Source organism: Candidatus Saganbacteria bacterium, assembly GCA_016223245.1.
Lineage (GTDB): Bacteria > Margulisbacteria > WOR-1 > XYC2-FULL-46-14 > XYC2-FULL-37-10 > JACRPL01.
Genome location: JACRPL010000003.1, coordinates 20,627 through 44,864 on the forward strand (window position 1 = coordinate 20,627; position 24,238 = coordinate 44,864).

Here is a 24,238-nt window from a genome sequence, read left to right on the forward strand (position 1 = left end):
TCAAATGCTGGGATTAAAATAATTTGTCATTTGAAATTATTTATGAGGTGCGAAATGAATTTAATCGTAATTATTGAAAGGGCCCGCAATCTGCTTTTACACCCAAAAGAAGAATGGCTAAAAATTGCGGCCGAAAATGACGATCCTAAAAATGTGATCAATTTCTTGGCGGTCATTACAATTGTTCCGGCTTTAGCGTTATTTCTAGGTTATGGGATCGTCGGGCTCCCCGGGCCTTATGGATATTTTAGAATGTCTTTTCTCTCGGCATTTTTTTCCGCCTTAGTTTTTTATATACTGACAGCGATCGCAATAGCTCTTTCAACCGCAATGGTCAGTTTTTTCTGCCATTATTTCAACATCGACGGCAAGTGGGAAACATACCACAAGTTAATAGGATACTCTGCGACCGCTCCAATTCTGGCGAATATCTTTTATATATTCCCTTTCCTAAAGTTTTTAAAGATATTGGGTTTTTACGGCGCGGTGACTTTTTTTGTTGGGCTGCCTTTGCTGTTAAAGGTCCAGAAAGAAAAAGAAATGCAGTTCGTGGTCACGGTGTTGATAGCGGCAATAGTTATAACTATAATATTCTTCAGCTTAACCGACCAATTCTTGGGACCTATCTACTCCGAACTTCTTTAAAGAATAACTTTATTAAGCGGATATTCGACTATTCCTGTCGCCCCGGCTTTCTTAAGTTTAGGTATTAAATCGCGAACTATAGCTTCTTCAATTATCGTATCCAAGTCAACCCATGAAGGATCGGCAAGCTTTGATACTGTCGGGGTTTGAAGGGCCGGTAGCAGCGACAGTATGTTCTTAAGCCTGGTTGCCGGAACATTCATCTTTAAGCCGACCTTTGTTTCGGCATTCAATGCGCCTTCCAAGAGAAGGACGATGTTTTCAATTTTTTGTTTTTTCCAATGGTCGGACAGGGTTTTCTTATTGCTGATAATGACTGTGTTCGATTCAAGCACCGTTTCAAGTATTTTTAGATCGTTTGCGCGAAGAGAGTTTCCGGTCTCTGTTAATTCAACGATCGCATCTGCAAGGCGAGGGGGCTTGGCTTCCGTTGCTCCCCAAGAATATTCGACCTTCGCGTTAACTTTATTCTTTTTGCAGTATTTTTTTACAAAATTCACAAGCTCGGTCGCGATCGTTTTTCCCTTGAGGTCTTTTATGCTCTTGATCTTTGAACCTTCCGGAGCCGCAAGGACCCATCTAACTTTTCTCAAGCCTTGCTTGGCGTATATCAGGTCTGAAACTTTTACCACTTTTCTTCCCGATTCATAGACCCAATCGATCCCAGTAATGCCTATGTCGAGGATGCCTGTTTCAACATAGCGTGGCATTTCCTGGGCCCTTATCAGCATGCATTCGATCTCGGGATCATCGATCTGCGGATAATACGACCGCTCGCTTGTTTTGACCGTAAATCCAGCTTTTTTTAATAGATAGATCGTTGTTTCTTGAAGGCTTCCTTTTGGAATGCCGAGTTTTAGTTTTGACATTTGTTTTCCCGCCTCCTAATTATATAAATCTAATGTGTTGCGGGATCCCGACCGAAGCGTCGGGACCTCCCTAGTTTTAATAGATTTTATCATATGCTATAATTCTTGCCAATGCGTAAATCAAAAAGGCTCGAAAAGATACCCCCATATTTATTTGTTAAGATCGAAGAAAAGAAAGCGCAACTCTTGGAATCGGGAGTTGATGTTATCGATTTCGGTATCGGCGATCCAGATCTTCCAACCCCGAAACATATTTTTAAAAAGATGCATGATGTCCTTGAGCTAAAGGAATCCGGAAATTATCCAACCTCAAAAGGCGAATTATCGTACAGGGAAGCGGTTGCCGGATGGTATAAAAAACGATTTGGCGTAACTTTGGATGCAAAAACCGAAGTTTGCTCTCTTATAGGATCAAAAGAAGGGCTTTCCCATTTGTTTTTTGCCTTTGTAGATCAAGGGGATGTAACTTTAGTTCCCGATCCAGCATATCCTGTATATAAAATTGGGACAACTCTAGCCGGTGGAGAGCCCTATATGCTTCCGCTGACCGAAAAAAATTGTTTCATACCCGATCTGGATTCCATTTCTCGGAATATCGTAAAAAAATCCAAACTGCTTTTTATTAATTACCCGAACAATCCGACCGGCGCCGTTGCCGACCTTGATTTCTTTAAAAGATGTGTCCAATTTGCCAAGAAAAACAATATTTTGCTTGTATCCGACCTTGCATATTCCGAAATGGGATACGATGGGTATAAACCGCATAGCGTTCTCGAAGTCCCGGGCGCAAAAGATTGTACTATCGAATTCCATTCGCTTTCAAAAACTTATAATATGACCGGATGGCGCATCGGGATGGCTGCGGGGAATTCGGAGGCCGTTTCAGCTCTGGCAACCATTAAATCAAATGTCGATAGCGGGGTTTTTAAAGCTATTCAATTTGCGGCGATCGAGGCATTGAATGGAGATCAAACATGCGTTATTGAAAATGCAAAAGTTTTCGAAGAAAGACGAAATGTTCTTATCGACGGATTGAATTCTTTGGGTTGGAAGATCTTTAAGCCTAAAGCCACATTTTATGTTTGGGCGCCTGTGCCGAAAGATGAAACGTCAGCTTCATTCACCGAAAAACTTTTGGATAAATCGGGGATTTTGGTTGTTCCGGGAAGTGGCTATGGGACGGCAGGCGAGGGTTATGTGCGTTTTGCGATAACTCTTCCAAAAGAGCGGATATCGGAGGCTATCGCCCGAATGAAGAAAAACGAGATCAGATTCTAGGATATAAAAAAATGAAAAAAGCTTTCTCAAGCACTCTGTTTCAAATAGTATGCCTTGTCGTTCTAATTGTTGTTTTTTGGGCGCCGATCATGTTCGACAACGAATTCTTCTATGATGATTATTCTTTTATTGATACTTTTAAAGCCGGGACGCCAAGCATCGGTTATTTTCTAAAGCCGCACAACGAACACTTTATGCCGATGTTTAAGGGCGTTTTCTTCTCGATGTATAAGATCTTCGGAGCGAACATCGTGCCATATATGGGTTTGGTGATAATAATGCACGTTATTAACGCAATCCTGATATTCTTCCTGCTTAAGCTGATCTTTGATAAAAAAAAGTTCCTGCCATTCCTGCTCACGCTCTTTTTCGCGCTGAATACCACTTACTATGAAATCCTTCATTGGTTCGTGAATACAAGCCAAGCCATTATGTTCTTCTTTTTGCTTTTAACTTTATTGCTCTTCCATTTATCCGAAAGGAATGGGAACAAAAAGTCGGTCTTTTTCTCAAGAACATGGGATATAGCATGCTTGTTTTTCCATATACAACAGGGTTTGCAGTTTTGTTAACGACCATCTCGCTTCTATTCGGATTTCTTCTTTTGCTGTATTTCTTCTTGAATAAAAAGTCGGATAGGATCGCTGTATTTTCAAAAAATCCAATCGCGTCATTTTCACTTATCTCAATATTTGCCTGCTATCTTGTTTTGGCTTTAGGCAGGGCATCGCTTGAGCCCGAGGCGTTCCTTAATTGGGGAAGATACCATTATATTCCGATGTTCTTTTTGACGATATTGCTCGGCGCTATATTTCCAAAGATACTGGACATATTCGGAAAGATATTTGATCGCGGCAGGCTTAGGGTTTTCTTTGTAATAATCTTTATCTTCTTCTTGATGACACAATTTGTTCTATTGAGGCAAAAGGCGCAATCGCCAGTGAGGACCGAGGGGCGTATTAATTCCTCTTTGTTGTCTTTTTCTTGACCGAATATCCGAAGTGGCCCAAATATTTGCCAAGCGTATAGTATTTCCCATGTGAATAACAAATAGGATCTGCTGCCTTGAAGTCAAATTTATCATCTTTGTCAAAATATTTTTTATCCGCATGAACGCATAAGACCTCGGCCATGAACATATCGTGGGAACCCAACGGTTTTATTTCTGTGACTCTGCATTCGATATTTATAGGGCTTTCTGCGACTAGTGGAGCCTTAACATGGAGAGCTTTTTTTTGGTCAATTTTGCCAGTGCGAATTTATCTATATCCCTTTCGGATTTAACGCCGCAAAGGTCTGTCGCAAACGCAAGTTGCTCGGTTGTAAGATTAATAACAAATTCTCTCGTCCTCTTGATTATTTCATAGGAATATCTCGTAGGCCGTATTGACACATAAGTCATCGCAGGATCAGAGCAAATGGTTCCGGTCCAAGATATCGTTATTAAATTATGAGTATCTGGTGAATTGCCGCAGGAAACAAGTATCGCGGGTAGGGGATAGACCATTGTTCCGGGTTTCCAAACGATCTTGCTCATTTCGACCCTCCCAATAGATAGAAATACCATCTTAAATAACTTGGAAGCCAGGCCCAAAGCTTGAAATTGGATTTACCGGCGGCCCTGTCATGCCAAGTTGTCGGAATTTCGGTTATCTTGAGACTAGTTAGGAACAGTGCCCTCGGACCTAAATTTGGGAAATTCCCAACTTCCTTCACTAATGCCATTATAACTTGTCAAGCCCCACGGGCTCAACCCCCATTTTATCTAGCCATTAAGCAATCGTCAGATGTTCTTTGTGGCGATAAAAAAATATTTTTAGGATTTTTGTCCAAAAAAGAAAGCCCGCCCCAGTCGGCTAGCCCATTTCAATTTTAGCTTTTTAGCCATTTGCTACAATGGTTGTATCATTTCTATGGAGGTGTCTTATGTTCAAAAACCGTCGGAAAACGTTCGCTTCCTAACCAGTCTCTTCATGATCAAATCTCATTAATTATTCGCCTTGTTTTCCTGCTTGGCCCCAGTTTTCTTTGGGAATATCTTCGATAACTATTATAACGGCTTCAGTTTTGCATTCAAGCGTATCGCAAACAGTTTTTGTCACATTTTCAATGAGTTTCTTTTTCATTTCAGCGGTTCTTCCGGCCCACATACCGATCTTGACTATTGGCATTTATCCCTCCTAATATATTAATGAATATTGGATAGAATGAATAAAAATAATTATCAATTAAATCGTCAGTTCTTTGAACACTTTTTCTACAATTATCAGGCTTTTTTCGGCTTCTTCTTTTGTAATATTTTCTCCGGTAGGATATCGAAGTTGAGGATAAAAATCATCGATATATGTTATGTCATCAAATTGTAACGAGAGTTTCTTGATGTTGTTTATAGACCGAAAAAGTTCTTTTAGATCATGAATGAAAGGGAATCTTTGTTTGTTTTTCAATAAAAACCATTTGAAGAGCTTTTCAATGGATTGGTGTGTGTGATAAACGGTAATATGATAATTATCCGATTCTTTCAGGATGATCTTTGCGGATTCCAGGTCATCTTTTGCGAACTGAAGCCATTCGTCCGCAACAAGCTGTCTTTCATCTTTCATATACTTTTTTGCCCTTATGAAAGATCTCGTACTGAATGGTTCCCCATAAATTTTGCCGCTTAACAAAAGCTTCTTTACTGAAAAAAAGTATATCAGTGGGCATTTCGATGTTAAAGATGGATTTTTTTGCCTTGGAAAGCAGAGAGTGCTTATCGGCCACGCCATCTTTAATTATACAAATATCCAGATCGCTATTTTCTTTGATCTTGCCGGAAATATAGCTTCCAAATAAATAGATCTCGTCAGGATCGACGGAATCTTTGATCGATCTAATAGCCTGATCAACTTTTGTTTTTGTAACCATATTATAATTCTATCAATCACGTACTTCAGTGTCAATTTGAATAAAATCAGGCTTCAAAATGGAATTGCACCTATTATTTGACGAAAATCATTCATGAGAGCTCCGAAAAATTTGCAAGATAAAAAATATAGCAGTTAATAAGGATTTTAGGGGCTGAATTTCAGTCCTTTTTTGTTTTTCTCTTTTCTTTTTCCCTCCTTTCCTAAGATTTTTGAGTCATTCTGAATAATTAACCATTATCAGGACGCACCCCTCCCTTGGGCGGCGCCAAGGCCGCCAGCAGGCTAAGCGTTAAACGATACAGCGGTTTGTCTTTCAAGTTGTGTGTGAGAAACAAAAACACTATACTCATCTTTCCTTTGGAAAACGTTAAGCAAAGCGATATCGGCTCTCATGTCAGCGGCAGCTTGGGACTGGAGCTGCCCGGAGATCAAACCCGCCTCTTTTAATTGTTTTATCACTTGATTGAATGCTTCAATGAATTCCAGAAGACATGCCATGAAAATGATTTTGGGATCAATGGGGTTGCGGCCGGCAGGGTTTTCATTATTATACGCGTCTTTTACTAATGCAGGGATGAAGTCAAGATTTAAAAAATCTTTAATTTTAACCAGTTTATGGTCTTTGGGAATGAAATTGCGGAAAATGAAATCGTCGAAGAATGTTTTTTCTTTAGCAGATGTTTTAAGCATTAGATTCCTCCTATATCAATAGTTTACTACTTCAGGAGAATATGTCAAAAACAGCATTCTATGTATTCCTTAGAGTGACCGACAGCTGGAATGTCTACGGCACAACATTGTATATGCGCAGCAAAGAATTGTTGAATTTTCCTGTTCGCGTAAGAGAGGGGGATACAAAAAGAAAAATGGCAACAGGCGAATTGCCTACTTGGCGGCGATCGCTATATGGATTAACAGAACGAACTGCTATAAAAAATGAAGGTGGATATCTATTTTCCCAAAACTATCGCCATGATCAAAATTCTAATTTTTTTAGATTAATTAGGATAGCGGATATTGATGTTCTCCAAAACGGGAATGGAGATCAGCGGAAGAAAGTCCTTCAAGAAATAGGAAAGAGAGGCGAAAATGCGGCTGATCAGACTACAGTTGAATTTAGCAAGCTCCTGAAGCAAGCAGGAATAATTGTTCCAGATCAAATCGGAGTTGACGATAGTCTTTTTTCCATATTATTAGAAGCAGGACGTTTAGAACCCGCGATGAAAGCAACACTCGCGAAGCTCTTAAAAAGTTTAACAAGAGAAGACCTCGACGAGCTCTTCGTTAGAAGATACATTGAATTCCGTCTCAACGATCTCGTTGGAGGTTTATCAAAAGCCAATCTCAACAAGCTCATTGGCGGCATATCAGATGAAGACTGCAAAAGGCTCATCAAGGGTTTAGGGCGTGATAGCTTTTTTGCTAATGCAAGGATTATTCATGAAAAACATCCGAATTTATTTGCAGAGAGGATTCTTCCGTATCTTCTTAACAAAGAGGAGCCATATCGCCCCTGATGCGAGGAGCGGCTAGATATTATTGGATCGGGGTAATGTCCAAATAATCCCATCTCTTCTTCCAAGCGCATGATCTTTATGCTAAATATTTGCCACATCTAAAAATCGAGCCTTGATTACACACTCATCATATTCTCCTTCGGGTGTTGAGTACCATGTAATACCGCCGCCGATGCCCATCTCATCCGAGAAATCCCAACTTCCAACTTCAAAATCCCAACAATGTTGTATTAATATTGTCCGGATCGGGACGTTGAAGAACATATCTCTATTTGGGGTAGAATATCCAATTGCGCCGGTATAGATATTTCTTTCTTCTTCTTCCAATTCTCTTATAATTTCCATTGCGCGGATCTTTGGGGCGCCCGTTACGGATCCTGATGGAAAAAGCGCTTTGAATACATCATAAATTGGGATTTCTTTATTAGTATTCCCTTTAACAGTTGAAGTCATCTGGTAAACTGTCCGATATTTTGCAACTTCGCAAAGTTTTGTTGTTTTAACCGAGCCTTTATCGCAAATTCTTCCCAAGTCATTCCTCAAAAGGTCGGTTATCATTATATTCTCGGCTCGATTCTTTGGGTCGCGATGCAGCCATGTCTTCCCGTAAATATTATTTATAAACGATCCATCCCTAAGAAGTGTTCCCTTCATAGGTTTAACGATTATTTCTCTATTTGTCTTTTTTAGGAACATTTCGGGGGACAGCGATAAAAGATCGAAGTCTTCATGCTTGATATATGCTGGATAGGGGACAGGTTGGTAATTTAGAAGCTTTTTGTAAAGAGCATATGTATCGCCTTTATGATCGAACCTCTTTTTTACGCAGAAGGTTATTTGGTATGTGTCGCCTTTGGCTATGTATTCTTTTATTTTGTTGATCTTGTCATGATATTGGGGTTGTGATAGATTGAAAGGGGGATCGGTTTGGGTGACGATGCCCGTATCGTCTAGGGGTAACGTCTTTCGGCCGACATCCGTTTTAACGTTGCCGAAACGGGCCTCGTTGCCTTTGCCGTAACCGTTGTATATTCCGAAGCATAGCAGCGGAAAATCGAATACTTCTTTTTTCTGAAGGACTTTCTCGAAGGCATACCCGGCTTCGTATGACAAAAAGCCCGCCAAGTAAAAGCCCTTCGAAATTGATCGTTCCATCTCTTCAAAGCAATTTTCTATCTCGGAAAGCTTATAAGTTTGTATTAAGCCGATGGGCTTATCGAATATTAAGTTTTGTTTATCGAAGTTTATCTCGCATAGCATAATTTGGGGTCTGGATGGCCGCGGCCTATAGCATGACTTGTTTGAATTATACCACAATGGTGTTAAAATTAGCTCATGCATAGCCACGAGCACGAGGCAAAAAGCCAAAGTTCTTTAATAATCACTCTGTCGGTTACAGCCATTATAATGTTCGTCGAATTCTTGGGGGGGGTGTTTTCGAACAGTTTGGCGCTGCTTTCCGATTCGGGCCACATGCTGACCGATGTTTTCTCGCTTGCTTTTGCTCTCTTGGCATTTTGGGTCGCAAGAAAAGTATCAGGCAATGTTGAAAAAACTTATGGGTATTATCGCCTAGAGATACTCTCTGCACTGGCAAATGGCGTAATTTTGGTTCTAATCGCGATCGCGATCTTTTGGGGCGCTTTTCGCCGGTTTTATTCTCCTCATGAAATAAACAGCAATTTAATGATGATCGTTGCCTTGGTGGGTCTTCTCGCAAACCTATTTTCAATATATATCCTTTCCCCCCACAGTAAAGAAAATTTAAATATTAAGGGCGCATTTCGGCATGTCGCATCTGATACTTTGTCTTCAATAGGCGTCATAATTGGCGGTCTGATCATCATGTTCACGGGCTTCACTGCGATCGATCCTATATTAAGCATAATAATAGGTCTTTTGATCTTGCGCGGCGCATACGATATTCTAACGGAATCTATTTCCATTCTTCTCGAAGCTGTTCCGGAAAGCATAGAACTTCCAAATGTTATAAAAAGCATCAAAGAGATCGAAGGCGTAAAAAATATCCACGACCTGCACATATGGACCATTACATCCGGCTATCACGCGCTGTCAGCGCATATTGACCTTGAAGACGCAAAGCTTTCGGAGTGCAGCGGAATTTTGGACAAGATCGAGGATATGCTCCATGATAAATTCAATATTGAACATGCGACTTTGCAGCCCGAGTGCGAATCATGTGAGGGAGGAATGATTTGCAGCAGACCCCACAAGCATTAAAGGAAAAGATCGATCAGATACTCCCATTGGTCCGGCGTCCGGCGCGCTATATCGGCAACGAATTGAATTCGATCCATAAAGATTGGGACAAGACGGCAATAAAGATCGCCATTGGCTACCCCGATCTATACGAGGTCGGCATGTCAAATCTTGGCATCCAAATTCTCTATCATATTCTTAATTTCCATGATGATGTTTTGTGCGAAAGATTTTTCTGTCCCGCAAATGATTTGGCCGAACAGCTGACAGCTAACGGCTTACCACTTTTCTCATTGGAATCCTGTCGGCCTTTGGGGGATTTTGACATGCTTGGCCTTTCCGTTGGGCATGAATTAACTTATACGAACATCATCACGATACTTAAACTTTCGAACATCTCAATTTTTGGCAAAGATCGATCAGACACCGATCCGCTTGTTTTTGCGGGAGGGCCCAGTACCTTCAATCCCATGCCTATCGAGGACTTTGTCGATTTTTTTGTTATAGGGGAAGCGGAGGAAGTGATCCTTGAAATAGTACAAGTAGTAACGGGCAACGAGGGACGAGTAACGAGATTAAAAAAGCTTTCAGAAATCCAAGGGGTTTACGTCCCTTCGATCGGAAATAAGACTAAAAAAAGATACGTAAAAGACCTTGATTCGGCGCCGTACCCCATAAAACCTATAGTTCCATTCCTTGAAACGATCCATGACAGGGCGGTCATCGAAGTTATGAGAGGATGCAAGCACGGGTGTAAATTCTGCAGTGCCTTTTGCGATTACAGGCCCGTCAGGGAGAGGAAAGCGGAAACTGTTTTGCGCCTGGCGCGGGAGATCATTCAAAATACCGGATACGAAGAACTTTCTTTAATATCTCTATCTTCATCAGATTATTCGGAGATCGAACCTATTGCGAGAATACTTTCGACCGAACTCGCTCCAAAGAAAATTAATGTCGCATTGCCATCGCTCCGATTGGATTCTCTCGGTGTAAAGCTCATGAAAGAGATCCAAAGGGTACGTCCAACTTCTGTGACGGTCGCCCCTGAAGCAGGGACCGATAGGCTGAGGGGACATATAAGGAAAAACTTGACCGAAGAGCAAATATTGTCGGGTGCTAGGGTCGCGTTCTCGGAAGGGATAACAAGCATTAAGCTATATTTTATGATAGGACTTCCGACGGAGAAAGTCGACGACCTATATGCGATAGCGAACCTTGCAAAAAAAGTAATCCAGATAGGGCTTGAATATTCGCATAAGGCCCATGTCACGGCCGCTGTCTCAACATTTATTCCGAAGCCGCATACTCCTTTTGAAAGAGAGAAGCAGATCTCGCTTCCTGAGATCCTTGAGCGCCAACAAATATTGAGACAAAATGTTCGTGGAAGAGGTTTGGAATTGAGATGGCATGACGCCAAAACTTCAATTATTGAGGGTGTTTTTTCGCGGGGAGACAAAAGGTTGTCGAAGGTGATCGAGCAAGCTTGGAATCTTGGCGCGCGCCTTGATGCTTGGTCGGAGAATTTCAAATTCGAACAATGGGAACAGGCATTTAAGAATTGCGGGATCTCCATGGATGAATATCTAAGGGAAAGGGCAGAGGGTGAAGCGCTTCCTTGGGGGAATATTTCTTGTTCATTGTAAAGATAATATATACAAAAGATGAATCAATTAAATTCATATCTCACCTTGATTTGATCCGCGCTCTTGAGCGGACGATAAGGCGAGCCGATCTTCCAATTTTATATTCACAAGGCTTCAATCCACGCATGAAGATATCATACAAGACTAGGGCATTAAAAGTGGGGGAAACATCCGATGCCTGCGAAGCGGAATTGACTTTCGAAACACAATTAGAGCTCTTAAAAGAAAGGCTAAATGAGGCCGCCCCAAAGGGGATCAGGATACTTATTATTGACGGTATTAAGAACTTATAGTATAATTAACACTGTTATGTACGCAATCATTGAAACGGGAAATAAACAATATAGGGTCCAAAAAGGCGATGTGATCGAGATAGAATTGCTGCCGGTATCGGATAGCGTCGATTTCGAGCATGTACTTTTGGTATCGGCCGACGATAAGATCGAAGTTGGAGCCCCTTATGTTAAGGGAGCCATAGTTTCGGGCAAGGTTCTTGAAACTTTCAAGGACGAGAAGGTCATAAACTACAAGTATAAGCACAAAGTCAATTATCATCGCAAAAAAGGGCACAGACAAAATCTAATGAAAGTTGAAATTCAGGAGGTTTCTTCTCATGGCACATAAAAAGGGCGGCGGGACATCCCGTAACGGCCGCGATTCAAATGGACAACGATTAGGCACCAAGGTTTACGGCGGACAACACATCCTTTCAGGCGGCATAATCCTCAGGCAGAGAGGAACACACATATATCCGGGTAAAAATGTAGGACTTGGTTCCGACCATACTCTTTTTGCCACAGCCGAAGGATTTGTAACGTTTTCAGGCAACAAAGTTTCAGTTCTTCCTCAAGCATAATTTGACATTTGTCATTTGACATTTGTCATTATATAATAGCCTGACTATGGCTAGATACGACACAATCGTAATTAAGATCGGAAGCTCGACTTTAACCAACGAAAAAGGCAAACTAGACCTTCCAAACCTAAAGCGCATCGTAAAAGAAGTAGCCGACCTCAAGAAGAAAGTCATCATCGTTACATCGGGCTCAATTGTTACAGGATCGGAGAGGTTAGGGCTTAAGACCAAACCAAAAACGATCCCCGAAAAACAATCCGCCGCGGCTGTAGGCCAAGCGATACTAATGCGCCAATACGATAAAGCCTTTGAAGCATTTGGCGTTACCGTCGCTCAAGTACTTTTGACCCGCGACGAATTGTCGGGCGGTGAAAGAAAGTTCAATGCGAAAAATTGCCTTCATATGCTTCTCAAGGAAGGCGTTGTTCCCGTAATAAACGAAAATGATGCCGTCGCGGTCGAAGAAATAAAAGTGGGGGACAACGACACGCTTTCTGCTTTGGTTTCTGTTATGATCGAAGCTGACCTCCTAGTCCTGCTTACCGATGTCGACGGCTTTTATTTGAGTTCCGATGAAGGCATCCCCTATAAAGTCGAACAAATAGACGATATCAATAATGAGGTTGAAGATGCCGCCGGGCATCCAAGCACTCAACTTGGGATAGGCGGCATGAAAACAAAGATCCAAGCGGCCAAAATATGCAAAAAAGCCGGCATTCCTGTTATCATCGCGCATGGGAGAACAACCGGCGTCATACAAAAAATCGCCGCCGGTGAAAAAGTTGGGACAAAATTTATATGAGCGAAGTTGAAGCAAAAGCAAAAGCTGCAAAAATAGCATCTATAAAGCTTGGAAATGTTCCAACCAAGGTCAAGAATTATGCTTTAGAAAAAATTGCCGATGCACTGAATAAGAATGCAAAATCCATTTTGGACGCAAATTCTATCGATCTTGAAGCCGGGGAGAAAAAAGAACTCTCCCGTTCGCTTTTGGACAGGCTGTCTCTTGATGGCGACAGGATAAAATCGATCGTGGAATCCCTATTCATCGTAAAAAATCTACCTGATCCAGTTGGCGAAGTTCTGTCTGAATGGCGAAGGTCTAATGGATTAAAGATCAAGAAAGTCAGGGTTCCGCTGGGTGTTATCGGAATAATCTACGAGGCCAGGCCCAATGTCACTGTGGATTCTGTGGCGCTATGTCTTAAGGCCGGGAATGCGGTGGTGCTTCGCGGAGGATCGGACGCTATTAATTCCAATATCATGCTTACAAAAGTTGTTCGAGAAGCTGCGTATGACGCGGGGATACCGGACGGATCGATCCAACTCATAGAAAATACGAATCGTGATTCCGCTGAAGAGATGATGGAGCTTCGCGACTATATTGATGTCTTGATACCGCGCGGCGGGAAAGGCTTGATACAAAATGTCATCAGGCGTTCAAGGATCCCGACTATCGAAACTGGCGAGGGCAATTGCCACGCATATGTAGAAAAGTCAGCCGATCTTAAGATGGCCGTAAATATTGTTCTCAATGCCAAAGTTTCTCGTCCATCTGTTTGCAACGCAATCGAAACACTATTAGTCGATGAAGCGATAGCCAGCAAGTTCCTGCCCATGGTTTTTGCCAAGCTTCGTGAAGCTCATGTTGAGCTGCGAGGAGACGCCAAAGTGTTAGAAATAGATCAAACGGTAAAGCCTGCAACAGATGAAGATTGGGCAACCGAATTTTTGGGTTTGATACTTGCTGTTAAAGTTGTAAAAAACTATGAAGAAGCGGTTTCACATATAAATAAATTCAGCACTAAGCATTCCGAAACAATTATCACAAAAGACAGAAAAGCTGCAGATTACTTTACATCCTATATTGATTCGGCGGCTGTTTATGTCAACGCGTCAACAAGGTTTACCGACGGGGGAGAATTCGGTTTCGGTGCGGAGATAGGAATTTCTACTCAAAAGCTTCACGCAAGAGGCCCGATGGGGCTTCCGGAACTTACAACTTATAAATATGTAGTCAGCGGCACCGGCCAGACAAGATGAAGCGCATAGGAATAATGGGCGGGACGTTCAATCCTCCGCATAATGGTCATTTGGCATTGGCAAAAGCGGCACTTGTAGAATTCGCTCTAGATGAAATCATATTTATTCCATCGGCAAATCCACCTCACAAAGATCCAAAAGATGTTATAGACAAAGAGCATCGCTTTAATATGGTTCTGATCGCGATCGGTAAAACTCCCAAATATTCCATTTCAAGGATCGAGCTCGATCGAAAAGGCATATCGTATGCTGTCGACACTTTTAACGGATTAGTTTTGAAATACAAGTCAAAAGTTAAACTTTTTTATATAATGGGCCTTGATTCCATAAACGAGATCTTGGATTGGAAAAAACCGCTCGAACTTTTCAAATTATGCGAATTTATTGTGGGGACCAGGCCGGGGACAAAGATCAGGACCTTTAAAAGGCTCGTTAAATTCCCGCCGCTTCAAAAAGAAGTCGACAAGATACATTTAATGGAATTAAAAGAAGATATTTCATCGTCGAATATCAGGAAAAGGATAAAAGAAGGCAAATCGGTCGCGGGCGTGCTCCCTCCAAAGGTATTAAAATATATTAAGGATAATAAGTTGTATAAATGAACATACCGCAATCCGAAAAAACAATTTTGCCAAACGGGTTAAAAGTTCTATCCGAGAGCATCCCAAGCCTTCGCTCGGCTGCTTTAGGGATCGTTGTTGGAGCCGGTTCTGCCGATGAATTGCAAGGAGAGGAAGGCCTTACTCATTTTATAGAACACATGGCTTTTAAAGGGACGCCGACAAGATCCGCTTTCCAAGTTGCGTCCGAACTTGATGCGGTTGGCGGAAGGCTTAACGCTTATACGAGCAAGGAAAATACAGTTTACTATGCAGTCGTTCTCGAAAGGCATCTGGATGTCGCGGTAAATGTTCTTACGGATATTTTCTTGAATCCGGCTCTTCGCGACAGTGATATTAATATGGAAAAGAGCGTGATCCTTGAAGAGATCAATATGTATGAAGATACTCCGGACGAGCTTATACATGATCTTTTCGCGCAAACGATACTCCATGGCCATCCGGCGGGCAAGCCGACATTGGGAAACAAAGAAAGCGTTTCAAGCTTCAAACAAGGTTCATTTTCAACTTATCGCAACAGGCTTTATCGTCCCGACAATGTGCTTATTTCTGCCGCGGGGGATATTACCCATAAAGAAGTTTTGGGTTTGGCGGAAAAATTATTTAAAGATTTTTCGGGAAATAAAGTTTCACAAAAGCTTGGCCTGCCACAGATAAAAGGCGAAATAAAAGTTAAACATAAGAAGACAGAGCAGGTCCATCTTTGTTTGGGCACAAAAGGGATATCCCAAATAGACGAAGACAGGTACGCATTTTCGATCTTAGAGACGATCTTAGGCGGGTCAATGAGCTCCTGGCTTTTCCAAGAGATCCGTGAAAAGAGGGGGCTTGCTTATTCTATTTACTCAACCTCACAACCGATGCGTGATTTTGGCATATTCTATGTTTATTCGGGAACCGAGAAAAAGAATCTTGAACAAGTGATCGAATTGATATTAAAGCAGCTCTCTAAGATGAAGAAAGAGGGGATGTCAAAAGAAGAACTAACCCGCGCAAAAGAACATATCAAAGGCGGTTTAGTTTTAGGGCTCGAGTCCTCTTCTGCCCGTATGAGCTATATTGCAAAGTCCGAATATTACCACGGCAGAACAATTACTGTTGAAGAAATATTCGAAAAAGTCGATAAAGTAACACTGGACGATATCATAAGGCTTGCAACAGAGTATTTCGTAGACAAATATCTGACCTTAACGATCCTAGGCGATATTACCGAATCCCCGGTCAAAACTTTAAGCTGTTAAAAATACGGCAAAAAGGCTATAATATTCATCATGAATTTGAAAGTACAAGTTAAGAAATTGCCTCATTTTGAAGGGTTGCCTCTTCCAAAATACATGAGCGAACACGCGGCAGGCATGGATCTTTATGCCGCGGTAGGGGATGAGGTAATTATAGGATCCGGCGATTGGAGGCTAATTCCAACCGGATTATCCATTGCGATCCCGTCAGGATTTGAAGCTCAAGTAAGACCAAGGTCAGGATTAGCTTTAAAGCGGGGAGTTTCAGTTTTAAATACCCCCGGAACCGTTGATGCAGATTATCGCGGCGAAGTCGGAGTCATCTTAATGAACCACAGCAAAGAACAATTGGTCGTCAAACGCGGAGACAGGGTCGCACAAATGATAATCAATAAGATCGAGAGGATCGAATTTGAAGAAGTGTCCGAACTTCCTTCGACCGAAAGAGGGGCGGGAGGCTTTGGACACACTGGAGTGTCACATGGCAAAAATTAAAGTTATAGTTAACGGGGCAAAAGGCAAAATGGGATCAGAGACCGTGAAAGCCGTTGAGAAAGAAGCCGATCTTGAGCTTGTGGCTCAACTTGATGTATCCGACGATTTATCTGGATCCATAAAAAAATATAATGCTGAAGTTGTAGTGGATTTTACGCATCCTGATGCGGCAATGGGGAATATTGGAAATATTCTAAACGCCGGGGCTAACGCAATTGTAGGTACAACCGGGCTCAAACCGGATGATCTTAAAGAAATAGCCAAACTATGTGAAAAAAATAAAGTTAATTGTTTGGTCGCTCCAAACTTTGCCATTGGCGCTGTGCTTATGATGCAATTTTCAAAAGAAGCCGCCAAGCATTTAAAGAATGTTGAAATAATCGAACTGCATCATCCGCAAAAAGTCGATAAGCCGTCAGGGACAGCTATTAAGACAGCCCATATGATAAAAGAAACGATTGGCGGGGGAGGTGAGGTCCCGATCCACTCTGTTAGACTCCCGGGGCTTGTAGCTTCTCAAGAAGTTATTTTTGGGGGATTGGGGCAAACATTGACTATACGCCACGATACGATCAATCGCGAGGCATTTATGCCAGGAGTTATTCTTGCCATCCGAAAAGTCAAAAGCCTAAAAGGTCTAGTTTACGGATTGGAAAACATCTTGTAAAAGTTCGGAACCGAGGTCATTTCCCTAAGACAGCTTCGATGTGATGATCTCCCGACTCGAAAATCGGGGCCAAGTTTCCGTCAATATTTTTACCGTCAACTATTAGCTGTTTAACTCCATGTGCCGCGTTTTCCGGGTTCCTTACAACAATAAAATAATTAGCTCCCCTGAATTGTTTTTTAATTTCAAACCCGTTCCATTTTTTCGGTATGCATGGATTGATCCTTAAACCATTATATTCCGCGCGGACGCCCAATATATACTGGATCCATGCGACATATGCCCAGGCGGCAGTGCCTGTAAGCCATGAATTGCGGCCAAGCCCGAATTGAGGATGTTCTTTGCCCAAAATATTCTGGCAATAGACATATGGCTCAACTTCATAGAGGTCGGCGATATCATTTTTCTTTGACGGCAATATTTGCGTTCCATATTGATATGCGCGGTCGCCATTGCCGACCATTGCTTGAGCTATAACCTGCCACGGATTTGTCTGGAGGAAAACCCCTCCATTCTCTTTGGCTCCGGGAGGATATGTTGTTGTTCCGCCAATTTTGAAGTCAAAATGGTTGTATGCGGGCGCGATCAAGACCAATCCGTATTTTGAATTGAGCATTTTGTGAGCAGAATCTAAAGCTAATTTTGATTTTTCTTCATCGGCAAACCCGGCCATTACAGCCCAGCTTTGGACTAATAAATATATCTTAGCTTTTTCATTTTGGTCGGAGCCTACTTTTTTTCCTTCGTCAGTATAAGCTCTCAAATACCATTTGCCGTCCCAGCCGTCTTTGTTGACGGCGGATTTGAATTGCTCGTGTAATTTTTTATATTTTTCTACAAGTTTTGGCTTTTTTATGACTTGGCAGAGTTCGATCATATCAAGAAGTGCACGCCCTAGAAGCATACAGCTCCAAACAGATTCTGCTTTGCCTTTTCCTGTATCAAGGTTTAGCGTATCGTCCCAGTCTGCCCATCCGGCAAGAGTTAGGCCATGATCTCCAGTGTGGGTTGCCGAAAATTCGATCGCCGCCTGCAAATGTTCAAGTACTGTTCCAACGCCGTTCAAGGATTTTACTTTTTCGTCTAGGAATTTAAAATTGCCGGTTTCTTTTATGTAAGCGCAAGTAGCGAGTATTGGCCACAAATGATCGTCGCTATACCATTTTGCCGACTTTTTGCTGCCTTCAACCGCATCTCCAATATCAATCTCTCCGGTTAATGGATAAAATTGATGGGCGGCATAGCCTTCTTTATATTGGATCTTCAATAATTTGATTATTGTATTCTTTGCTTCTTCTGGAATCGCATGCATAACCCCCAATGTATCTTGAGCCGTATCACGGAAGCCCATCCCTCGATTGACGCCAAGCTGATATAGCGATACAAAGCGCGACCAATTGAATGTTGATCTGCATTGATACTGGTTCCATGTGTTCAGCATTACGTTGACTTCGGTATCCGGCGTTTTGACTTCGATTTTGGAGATATATTCGCTCCACGACCTCTTTAAATTATCGAATGAAGCATGGACTGTGTTCAAATCCCTATATTTTTTGATCATGGGAAGTGCGACTTCAGGAGTTTCCGCGGTCCCTAGAATAAATACGATCTCTTTTTCTTCATTAGGGGCTAATTCAACTTCTATGCAAAGCGATCCAATGCCATTTCCGCGCAAGGCTTCCGAATTGGAGCATGTACCGTTTGTTACAGCGATAGGATTTAAAAGAGTTTTGTAGTTTCCGATGAATTTCTCGCGATCCGTGTCAAAGCTATGAACTTTTGCGTTTGTTGAAAAGAAAGTATAGCCCAAGGTTTTCATGAATGAGGTCCAGAATATAGAATTATTCTTGAATGTTCCCTGATTTATCTGCTGGCACCAGTCGACATTCGTTTGGTCTTTCATGGAATCATAAAAAGAAAATTCGGCGTAGCTAAAAAGCTTTAATTTGCGGGCTTTATTGTCTTTATTTTTGATCTTTACATGCCATAGTTCGAGCGCTTCATCTCCAGGCACGAAATAGGTGATCTTTGATTCAATGTTTTCATAAGTTGTTGTAATTGTCGTATATCCCAAACCATGCCGACATTCATAGTTCATTATTTCATCATTTTGGATTTGTGATTTGTTTGGGATTTGGGATTTGGAAATTGGGATTTGTGTTGTCGGCTGCCATGTAGGAGACCAATAGAACCCTTTTGATTCATCTTTTATATATACATATCGTCCTGGTTGGTCTACCGGTATCGAATTATAGCGATATCTTAGAAGTCTTTTATTTTTTGGATCGCGGTCGAAGGAATAGCCTCCGCCGGTATTTGAAACGATGCCTCCATATTGTCCTTTTCCTATATAATTGATCCATGGGGTCGGGGTATCGGGCCTTTCTATCACGTATTCGTTATTTTCTACGTCAAAATGTCCGAATTTCATGCTAATTAAATCTTCCTTTCATGTATTATTTCAAAATGGGATTAGGATTATATATTTCTAATGGAGGGGACGTAAAATACTTCATTTTTTGGATAATTTGTCTAAATGTCGCGACAATGCTTCGCTATTTTTAAAAGCTTTTCCCTTTTTACCTTTTGATAGCTTTTCAAGCTTAAGAAGTTCCTCATCGGAGAAGGCTTCGTCAACTGACTTAGGGGTGATAATTATTTTGTATCCGTCGTCCGCCACTTCGACATAATCACCCGGATGAAGGCCAACTCTTTTTAGCACCAAATTTGGGATCCTTAATAGATTTTCTTTCTTAATTTTTTCTACCATTTTATGCCCTCCAAAAATATTTATAAATTACCTGGAATTTCTCAAAACTCCTGTCGATAACATTATAGCACCCAATTATGGCTTGGGGCAAAGATGAGTTTTTAGGAAAAATATGAGGAAACAACATGGCAGCTTTTGAATGTAGAGTCCGAGCAGGGGAAACTGCAAACTGGAAATTGGTGAGGCAAAGAGCAACATTAGCAGGAGATCCTGCGAAATTAAGAGCGGGAGATAATCGTGTGAATTTGGCTGGAATTGTGGCTTTGCGAAGGATGGAGACGTTAAATGTATTTTAGTATTGTCCAAGGAATGGCATCGATCCCTTTTTTGATTGGGTAGCGAGAGGCGCTGGAATTAATAAACAGCGATTTGCCAAGTAGCATTTTTGTCTTTTTCAAACTGTTGATCCCCTTCAGGTCGCTATCCGTAATTTTTGAAGAGAGTTTTATTTCTATCGGATAAAGTTTGCCGTTTACATCAATTAAAATATCAATTTCTTCTTTTTCTTTGGTCCGGTAATACCAAACGGGGGGTTCCTGTCCTCGATTCCAGAAGCTCTTGATGATTTCAGAAAATACAAAAGTTTCAAATAGCGCTCCTGCCATTGCGCCATTCATTGTTGTTTTTGGGTCTTTCCAGCCAGTCAGATAGCAAGCTAGTCCCGTATCCAGAAAGTATAGTTTAGGAGATTTGATCAATCGTTTAGAAATATTATTATAATACGGCCGAAGCAAAAAGACGTGGCCGCTAGCCTCTAAAATACTTAACCATTCTTTGGCTGTGTTGACAGTTATGTCGCTGTTCCGGGCAAGATCGGAAAGATTTAAGAGTTGGGCTGTTCTGGCTGCGCAAAGCCTGATAAATTTTTCAAAACTCGATAAAGAGCCAACCCGAACCAAATCCCTTAGGTCGCGGTCAATATATGTTTGAATATAGGAGCCGTAAAACGTATCTAGTGGAAGAATATTTTTTCCAATGAGCTTTGGGAAAGACCCTCGAATAATAAGCGAGAATAATTCCATGAGCCGAGGTTTGGGCAGGCTCACGGGAAATTTGTTTTTCTCAAGGATATTCAGCAAACCGATAGATTTATTTCCTGTTTCTTCTGAAAGTGAAATGCCGCTCAATTTTAAGATGGCTACTCTGCCTGCCAAGGATTCGGACACGCCTTTCATCAGATGGAATTGCTGTGAGCCGGTCAGCCAATAAGAAAGCTTTCCTTTTGCGCGATCAACCCTGGTTTTTATGTAGGGCAATAGCTGCGGAGCATATTGTATCTCGTCAACGATCAATGGAGGCGGGTTTTTCTCAAGGAACAAAGCCGGATCGGATTTGGCGGCGGAACGGAATTCAAATTCATCGAGTGATACATATGCGTGCTTGCTCTTTTTGCTTAAGTGCTCAAGTAGAGTGGTTTTCCCTACTTGCCTGGGGCCTGCAAGCAGGATAACGGGAGATAATCGGCTTAGCTTAAGGATTAAATGTTCAAGCTGTCTTTTTTTGTACATATGGCTATTTTATACTACTACTATAAATTAGTCAAGTACGCGAGCCTTGCGAAGGGCGCACTGCGACAGAAACGACTTAGATAATCAACGCTTTATGGAGTGAAACCGCAAGATCTTTATTCTCAAACTTCAAAATACTTCCGAACAGTTGGAATGTCGCATAGATCACATGCCCTTTTCCGATCTTAGCCTCAAGAAGAGCATGGTGGCCGTCCTCGAACTTTTGCATCACTTCGACCGACTTTTTATCTTTAACCGAAACTATATCTCGAAAACCGCATGCGTAGGAGTTAGATTTTGGAATAAATAATTTATCTTTTATGATCTCCGTGTATCGATGCTCAACTTCAAGAAGTCTTTCCAGAAGAGGTTTTTCGTATAAATGTCCATGCTCGTCTTTTAGCCCGAACCTGCATTCGGAAATTAAAAATCCGCCGTTGTTCACAAATTCCATGATATTTTCGAATTGTTTTTCGCTTAAAAGGTATGGGTTTGCGAGAAGCAATCTTTTGTATGGCGGTATTTTTTCTTCAAATTCTTTGTCGAAAATAAAGTCGGCATGAATATTGTTCTGCCATGTAAGGCGATAAGCACCTGCGATCGAATTGTTCGAGTAAAACATTCCAAGATCGCCTCTGCCCGAGAACCATGTTGGAGGTGTCGGCCTTGATTGGCCTTCTTCTTGGTATGTTTCGAGGTCTGATTGGCGGGAATAATAGATTGCAGTGTGGCTATGTTTCTGTGGTTCTGTGTCACTGTGTCTCTGTGTCGCTATGATCTCTTTTATCGCATCGTATCTTTCTGTTTTGGTTCCGTCGGGCTTCATTATTCCAAATCCGCCTGTTTCCGATCCAAAAAGTGGGGGTCTCCAGTTGTGGAACAATATCAATTTTGCGCCATGCTCACTTATGACTTCGACCCAATCTTTAATATCAGCGCCTGTCACCCAGTCACCATTGCCCCATCTAACATTGGGGCCGCCTTGAAGTTCCGATACAATAAATTCTGATCCCGTCGATTCGCAAACCGAACGCCAATAATCAGCAATTTGGGCTAAGGATTCGATAGAATTTTCTGTGCCCTTGGGGTAAATATCCCAGCCGAACCAATCCATCTCTTCGGCAATAACTCTATGATCGGCGATCCTATTAATTATGCTCGTAAAGCTATTTGTACCGATCTTATTTTCTTTATCGTATTCTTTTATTATTGCTTTTAGGTTCTTTAGCCATTCGGACAACGATTCCGATTTGAATTTGAACCAATCAAGATATATATGAGGGTTTCCCGCATCCCACATGCCGACCCTTGGAGTCTTTATTTGCGCAAAGTCGGAGAAAGTCTGGGTCCAAAACTTTGTGCCCCAGGCATAGTTTAATTCGTCCAAAGTTTTATATTTAGCTTTCGCATATTTTATAAATTTCTTATTGGTTTGTGCGCAATGGCAATAATCTTTGTTATGGGTGAGATCAAGCGGCGGATAATTTGGCTCGTTATCGATCTGCCACATGAAAAGGGCAGGGTGTTTTGCGTATCTTTCCGCCATTTTTCTTGTTAATCGCTCGGCGTATTTTTTATATATTGGATTGTCCCTGCAGGCGTTTGGACGCGGCCCATATTCGGGGTGGATATAGCCGTCGTTTGATATATGCAGGATTTCGGGATACTTTGACACTAGCCATTGGGGGGCTTGAGAGACTGGGACTCCGAGCAATACTTTTAGTTTGTGTTTTTCGCATAGCGCCATCGCATGATCGAGGTCTTCGAAGGTGAATTTGTTATCAGTTTTTTCCAATAAGTCCCAAGCCATTTCTGCGAAACGGACAACGCCAAAGCCTATCTTTTTTATTTCAGAAAATTCTTTATCCCAGATCTCTCTTGGGTATTGGTCGGGATAAAATGTGACTCCGAATTGCATGGCTATATTATAAAGGGTCAAGGGGCGGGGGGGCAAGGAGATTACTGTGTCTAAATTAGATTCTTATCAGGCATAAATACGCGCAATAAATTTGGTTGCATTGTAAAGCTCGGAATCGAATAGTACTTTTGCAGCTTTAAACGATTCTTCCGACTTCTCAATCTCCAATTTGATCCTTATTTTAAGATTGGAAGAATTCATACTTTTATTCCTTCCCTTTCAATGTTTTTTGCAAAAGCGGTCCCAAGTTCTTTTAAAAAAGAATAATGGGATTCTTCGATTATTTTGGGTGAAAGCAAGATCCCATATTTGAGGAGTAATTTTGTGGCAAATGAAGCTATTTTTTTCATTAGAGTTGAATCCGACTTATCTACTCTACCAAGATAAAAACATCTATATCTGATCCGTTATTAAAATCTCCACGAGCCTTTGACCCGAACAAAAGTATCTGTTTGATATTGTTTTTTGCAAAAGATTTAAGATTACCACTGAATTCTTTTAGCGCAACTTCTTCTATATCATTCAATTTGCCGATCATAAAAAATACTTCCCTCCCAGGTGAAATCCCTCAAAACATTTGCCGGTAACTTATTGTACCAGATTAAAGGGGTTTAGGTAAAGTCACGGTTGGCTTATTCAAACAAGTTATGGAAGGATGTAAGTTTGTCGGACATAATGCCGCTCAGCTTAAAGCTGTTCTTGATAACCCTTCAAAAGCTGGAGATGCCCTAACTTATGTGAGTTTATTGGATTCAAGAAAATTTGCAGAACGGTTGAGCGCCCAAACCGGTAGGACATTCATGGTTCAAACTGAAGATGAATGGTTAAAAGCTAAAAACAAATTATCAGGAAACAACTGGACGTGGACAGAAAGTAAATATTTTGACGATACTTATGTTCTCCGTCACCTGTTCAACTACAACCGAAACAACCGCAATCCAGAGGATCGCTATGACAACGATGCGGTCCGTCTTGTTGAGGACAGATAATAATTTACTCTTTATACTTTTAGTCTTTTACACTTTCGGAAATTTGAGGGGGA

General features: G+C 41.5%; 29 protein-coding genes and 1 pseudogene. 17 read left to right on the forward strand and 13 right to left on the reverse strand.

Annotated features, from left to right (window positions below; all coding sequences use genetic code 11):
* Nucleotides 1-54 precede the first annotated feature (54 nt).
* Nucleotides 55-645, forward strand: a complete 591-nt coding sequence (locus HZC34_00225; GenBank protein MBI5700261.1) for a YIP1 family protein — start codon at nt 55-57, stop codon at nt 643-645.
* Here the strand turns inward: HZC34_00225 and HZC34_00230 are convergent.
* Nucleotides 642-1,514, reverse strand: a complete 873-nt coding sequence (locus HZC34_00230; GenBank protein MBI5700262.1) for an ATP phosphoribosyltransferase — start codon at nt 1,512-1,514, stop codon at nt 642-644. The genes HZC34_00225 and HZC34_00230 overlap by 4 nt on opposite strands.
* 111 nt (nt 1,515-1,625) lie before the next feature.
* Between HZC34_00230 and HZC34_00235 the strand changes: the two genes are divergently transcribed.
* The 3 genes from HZC34_00235 to HZC34_00245 are packed head-to-tail and all read left to right on the forward strand — an operon-like array spanning nt 1,626 to nt 3,780.
* Nucleotides 1,626-2,792, forward strand: coding sequence for an LL-diaminopimelate aminotransferase (locus tag HZC34_00235; GenBank protein MBI5700263.1), 1,167 nt, complete (start codon nt 1,626-1,628; stop codon nt 2,790-2,792).
* Nucleotides 2,793-2,803: 11 nt separating this feature from the next.
* Complete coding sequence (locus HZC34_00240) at nt 2,804-3,364, forward strand: hypothetical protein (GenBank protein ID MBI5700264.1); 561 nt, start codon at nt 2,804-2,806, stop codon at nt 3,362-3,364.
* Nucleotides 3,322-3,780 carry a hypothetical protein gene (locus tag HZC34_00245; GenBank protein MBI5700265.1) on the forward strand — a complete coding sequence of 153 codons (459 nt, stop codon included), beginning with the start codon at nt 3,322-3,324 and terminating at the stop codon, nt 3,778-3,780. The genes HZC34_00240 and HZC34_00245 overlap by 43 nt, the downstream gene beginning before the upstream one ends.
* Here HZC34_00245 and HZC34_00250 read toward each other — a convergent pair.
* The 5 genes and pseudogenes from HZC34_00250 to HZC34_00270 form a co-directional block, all read right to left on the reverse strand.
* Nucleotides 3,752-4,329, reverse strand: a pseudogene (locus HZC34_00250) (flavin reductase family protein). The gene HZC34_00245 and the pseudogene HZC34_00250 overlap by 29 nt on opposite strands.
* A gap of 454 nt (nt 4,330-4,783) precedes the next feature.
* Nucleotides 4,784-4,963, reverse strand: a complete 180-nt coding sequence (locus tag HZC34_00255) for a 2-hydroxymuconate tautomerase family protein (protein ID MBI5700266.1) — start codon at nt 4,961-4,963, stop codon at nt 4,784-4,786.
* Nucleotides 4,964-5,020: 57 nt separating this feature from the next.
* Nucleotides 5,021-5,395 (reverse strand): HEPN domain-containing protein, encoded by a 375-nt coding sequence (locus tag HZC34_00260; protein ID MBI5700267.1) that lies wholly within the window; start codon nt 5,393-5,395, stop codon nt 5,021-5,023.
* Nucleotides 5,385-5,699, reverse strand: coding sequence for a nucleotidyltransferase domain-containing protein (locus tag HZC34_00265; protein ID MBI5700268.1), 315 nt, complete (start codon nt 5,697-5,699; stop codon nt 5,385-5,387). The genes HZC34_00260 and HZC34_00265 overlap by 11 nt, the downstream gene beginning before the upstream one ends.
* A gap of 284 nt (nt 5,700-5,983) precedes the next feature.
* Complete coding sequence (locus tag HZC34_00270) at nt 5,984-6,391, reverse strand: hypothetical protein (protein MBI5700269.1); 408 nt, start codon at nt 6,389-6,391, stop codon at nt 5,984-5,986.
* Nucleotides 6,392-6,432: 41 nt separating this feature from the next.
* Here HZC34_00270 and HZC34_00275 point away from each other — a divergent pair, with 41 nt between their 5' ends.
* On the forward strand, nt 6,433-7,218 hold the full coding sequence (locus HZC34_00275; GenBank protein MBI5700270.1) for a hypothetical protein: 786 nt from the start codon (nt 6,433-6,435) through the stop codon (nt 7,216-7,218).
* An 81-nt stretch (nt 7,219-7,299) separates the two neighbouring features.
* On the opposite strand, the gene HZC34_00280 is transcribed toward HZC34_00275, so the two are convergent.
* Nucleotides 7,300-8,373, reverse strand: coding sequence for an anthranilate synthase component I family protein (locus tag HZC34_00280; GenBank protein ID MBI5700271.1), 1,074 nt, complete (start codon nt 8,371-8,373; stop codon nt 7,300-7,302).
* A gap of 180 nt (nt 8,374-8,553) precedes the next feature.
* Between HZC34_00280 and HZC34_00285 the strand changes: the two genes are divergently transcribed.
* The 11 genes from HZC34_00285 to dapB are packed head-to-tail and all read left to right on the forward strand — an operon-like array spanning nt 8,554 to nt 17,000.
* Nucleotides 8,554-9,459, forward strand: coding sequence for a cation transporter (locus tag HZC34_00285; GenBank protein MBI5700272.1), 906 nt, complete (start codon nt 8,554-8,556; stop codon nt 9,457-9,459).
* Complete coding sequence (locus tag HZC34_00290; protein ID MBI5700273.1) at nt 9,435-11,081, forward strand: radical SAM protein; 1,647 nt, start codon at nt 9,435-9,437, stop codon at nt 11,079-11,081. The genes HZC34_00285 and HZC34_00290 overlap by 25 nt, the downstream gene beginning before the upstream one ends.
* Nucleotides 11,069-11,374 (forward strand): DUF2344 domain-containing protein, encoded by a 306-nt coding sequence (locus tag HZC34_00295; protein ID MBI5700274.1) that lies wholly within the window; start codon nt 11,069-11,071, stop codon nt 11,372-11,374. The genes HZC34_00290 and HZC34_00295 overlap by 13 nt, the downstream gene beginning before the upstream one ends.
* Before the next feature lie 16 nt (nt 11,375-11,390).
* Nucleotides 11,391-11,705 carry a 50S ribosomal protein L21 gene (gene rplU / locus HZC34_00300; protein MBI5700275.1) on the forward strand — a complete coding sequence of 105 codons (315 nt, stop codon included), beginning with the start codon at nt 11,391-11,393 and terminating at the stop codon, nt 11,703-11,705.
* On the forward strand, nt 11,695-11,937 hold the full coding sequence (gene rpmA, locus HZC34_00305) for a 50S ribosomal protein L27 (protein MBI5700276.1): 243 nt from the start codon (nt 11,695-11,697) through the stop codon (nt 11,935-11,937). The genes rplU and rpmA overlap by 11 nt, the downstream gene beginning before the upstream one ends.
* A gap of 46 nt (nt 11,938-11,983) precedes the next feature.
* Entirely contained in the window at nt 11,984-12,739 is a 756-nt protein-coding gene (gene proB, locus HZC34_00310) for a glutamate 5-kinase (protein MBI5700277.1), read from the forward strand.
* Nucleotides 12,736-13,980 (forward strand): glutamate-5-semialdehyde dehydrogenase, encoded by a 1,245-nt coding sequence (locus tag HZC34_00315; GenBank protein MBI5700278.1) that lies wholly within the window; start codon nt 12,736-12,738, stop codon nt 13,978-13,980. The genes proB and HZC34_00315 overlap by 4 nt, the downstream gene beginning before the upstream one ends.
* Nucleotides 13,977-14,582 carry a nicotinate-nucleotide adenylyltransferase gene (locus HZC34_00320; GenBank protein ID MBI5700279.1) on the forward strand — a complete coding sequence of 202 codons (606 nt, stop codon included), beginning with the start codon at nt 13,977-13,979 and terminating at the stop codon, nt 14,580-14,582. Before HZC34_00315 ends, HZC34_00320 begins: the two co-directional genes overlap by 4 nt.
* On the forward strand, nt 14,579-15,841 hold the full coding sequence (locus tag HZC34_00325; protein ID MBI5700280.1) for an insulinase family protein: 1,263 nt from the start codon (nt 14,579-14,581) through the stop codon (nt 15,839-15,841). The genes HZC34_00320 and HZC34_00325 overlap by 4 nt, the downstream gene beginning before the upstream one ends.
* Before the next feature lie 30 nt (nt 15,842-15,871).
* On the forward strand, nt 15,872-16,333 hold the full coding sequence (gene dut / locus HZC34_00330) for a dUTP diphosphatase (protein ID MBI5700281.1): 462 nt from the start codon (nt 15,872-15,874) through the stop codon (nt 16,331-16,333).
* Nucleotides 16,320-17,000 (forward strand): 4-hydroxy-tetrahydrodipicolinate reductase, encoded by a 681-nt coding sequence (gene dapB / locus HZC34_00335; GenBank protein MBI5700282.1) that lies wholly within the window; start codon nt 16,320-16,322, stop codon nt 16,998-17,000. Before dut ends, dapB begins: the two co-directional genes overlap by 14 nt.
* Nucleotides 17,001-17,016: 16 nt before the next feature.
* On the opposite strand, the gene HZC34_00340 is transcribed toward dapB, so the two are convergent.
* The 6 genes from HZC34_00340 to HZC34_00365 form a co-directional block, all read right to left on the reverse strand.
* Entirely contained in the window at nt 17,017-19,431 is a 2,415-nt protein-coding gene (locus HZC34_00340; GenBank protein MBI5700283.1) for a glycosyl transferase, read from the reverse strand.
* An 81-nt stretch (nt 19,432-19,512) separates the two neighbouring features.
* Nucleotides 19,513-19,770 (reverse strand): hypothetical protein, encoded by a 258-nt coding sequence (locus tag HZC34_00345; protein MBI5700284.1) that lies wholly within the window; start codon nt 19,768-19,770, stop codon nt 19,513-19,515.
* A 281-nt stretch (nt 19,771-20,051) separates the two neighbouring features.
* Nucleotides 20,052-21,278, reverse strand: coding sequence for an ATP-binding protein (locus HZC34_00350; protein ID MBI5700285.1), 1,227 nt, complete (start codon nt 21,276-21,278; stop codon nt 20,052-20,054).
* Nucleotides 21,279-21,354: 76 nt separating this feature from the next.
* Nucleotides 21,355-23,196 carry a beta-galactosidase gene (locus HZC34_00355; GenBank protein MBI5700286.1) on the reverse strand — a complete coding sequence of 614 codons (1,842 nt, stop codon included), beginning with the start codon at nt 23,194-23,196 and terminating at the stop codon, nt 21,355-21,357.
* 197 nt (nt 23,197-23,393) lie between these two features.
* The gene (locus HZC34_00360) at nt 23,394-23,546 is read right to left on the reverse strand and encodes a hypothetical protein (GenBank protein MBI5700287.1); all 153 of its coding nucleotides are present in this window, start codon (nt 23,544-23,546) and stop codon (nt 23,394-23,396) included.
* Between the two features lie 20 nt (nt 23,547-23,566).
* Nucleotides 23,567-23,734 carry a nucleotidyltransferase domain-containing protein gene (locus HZC34_00365; protein ID MBI5700288.1) on the reverse strand — a complete coding sequence of 56 codons (168 nt, stop codon included), beginning with the start codon at nt 23,732-23,734 and terminating at the stop codon, nt 23,567-23,569.
* Between the two features lie 109 nt (nt 23,735-23,843).
* Here HZC34_00365 and HZC34_00370 point away from each other — a divergent pair, with 109 nt between their 5' ends.
* On the forward strand, nt 23,844-24,185 hold the full coding sequence (locus HZC34_00370) for a hypothetical protein (protein ID MBI5700289.1): 342 nt from the start codon (nt 23,844-23,846) through the stop codon (nt 24,183-24,185).
* Nucleotides 24,186-24,238 lie beyond the last annotated feature (53 nt).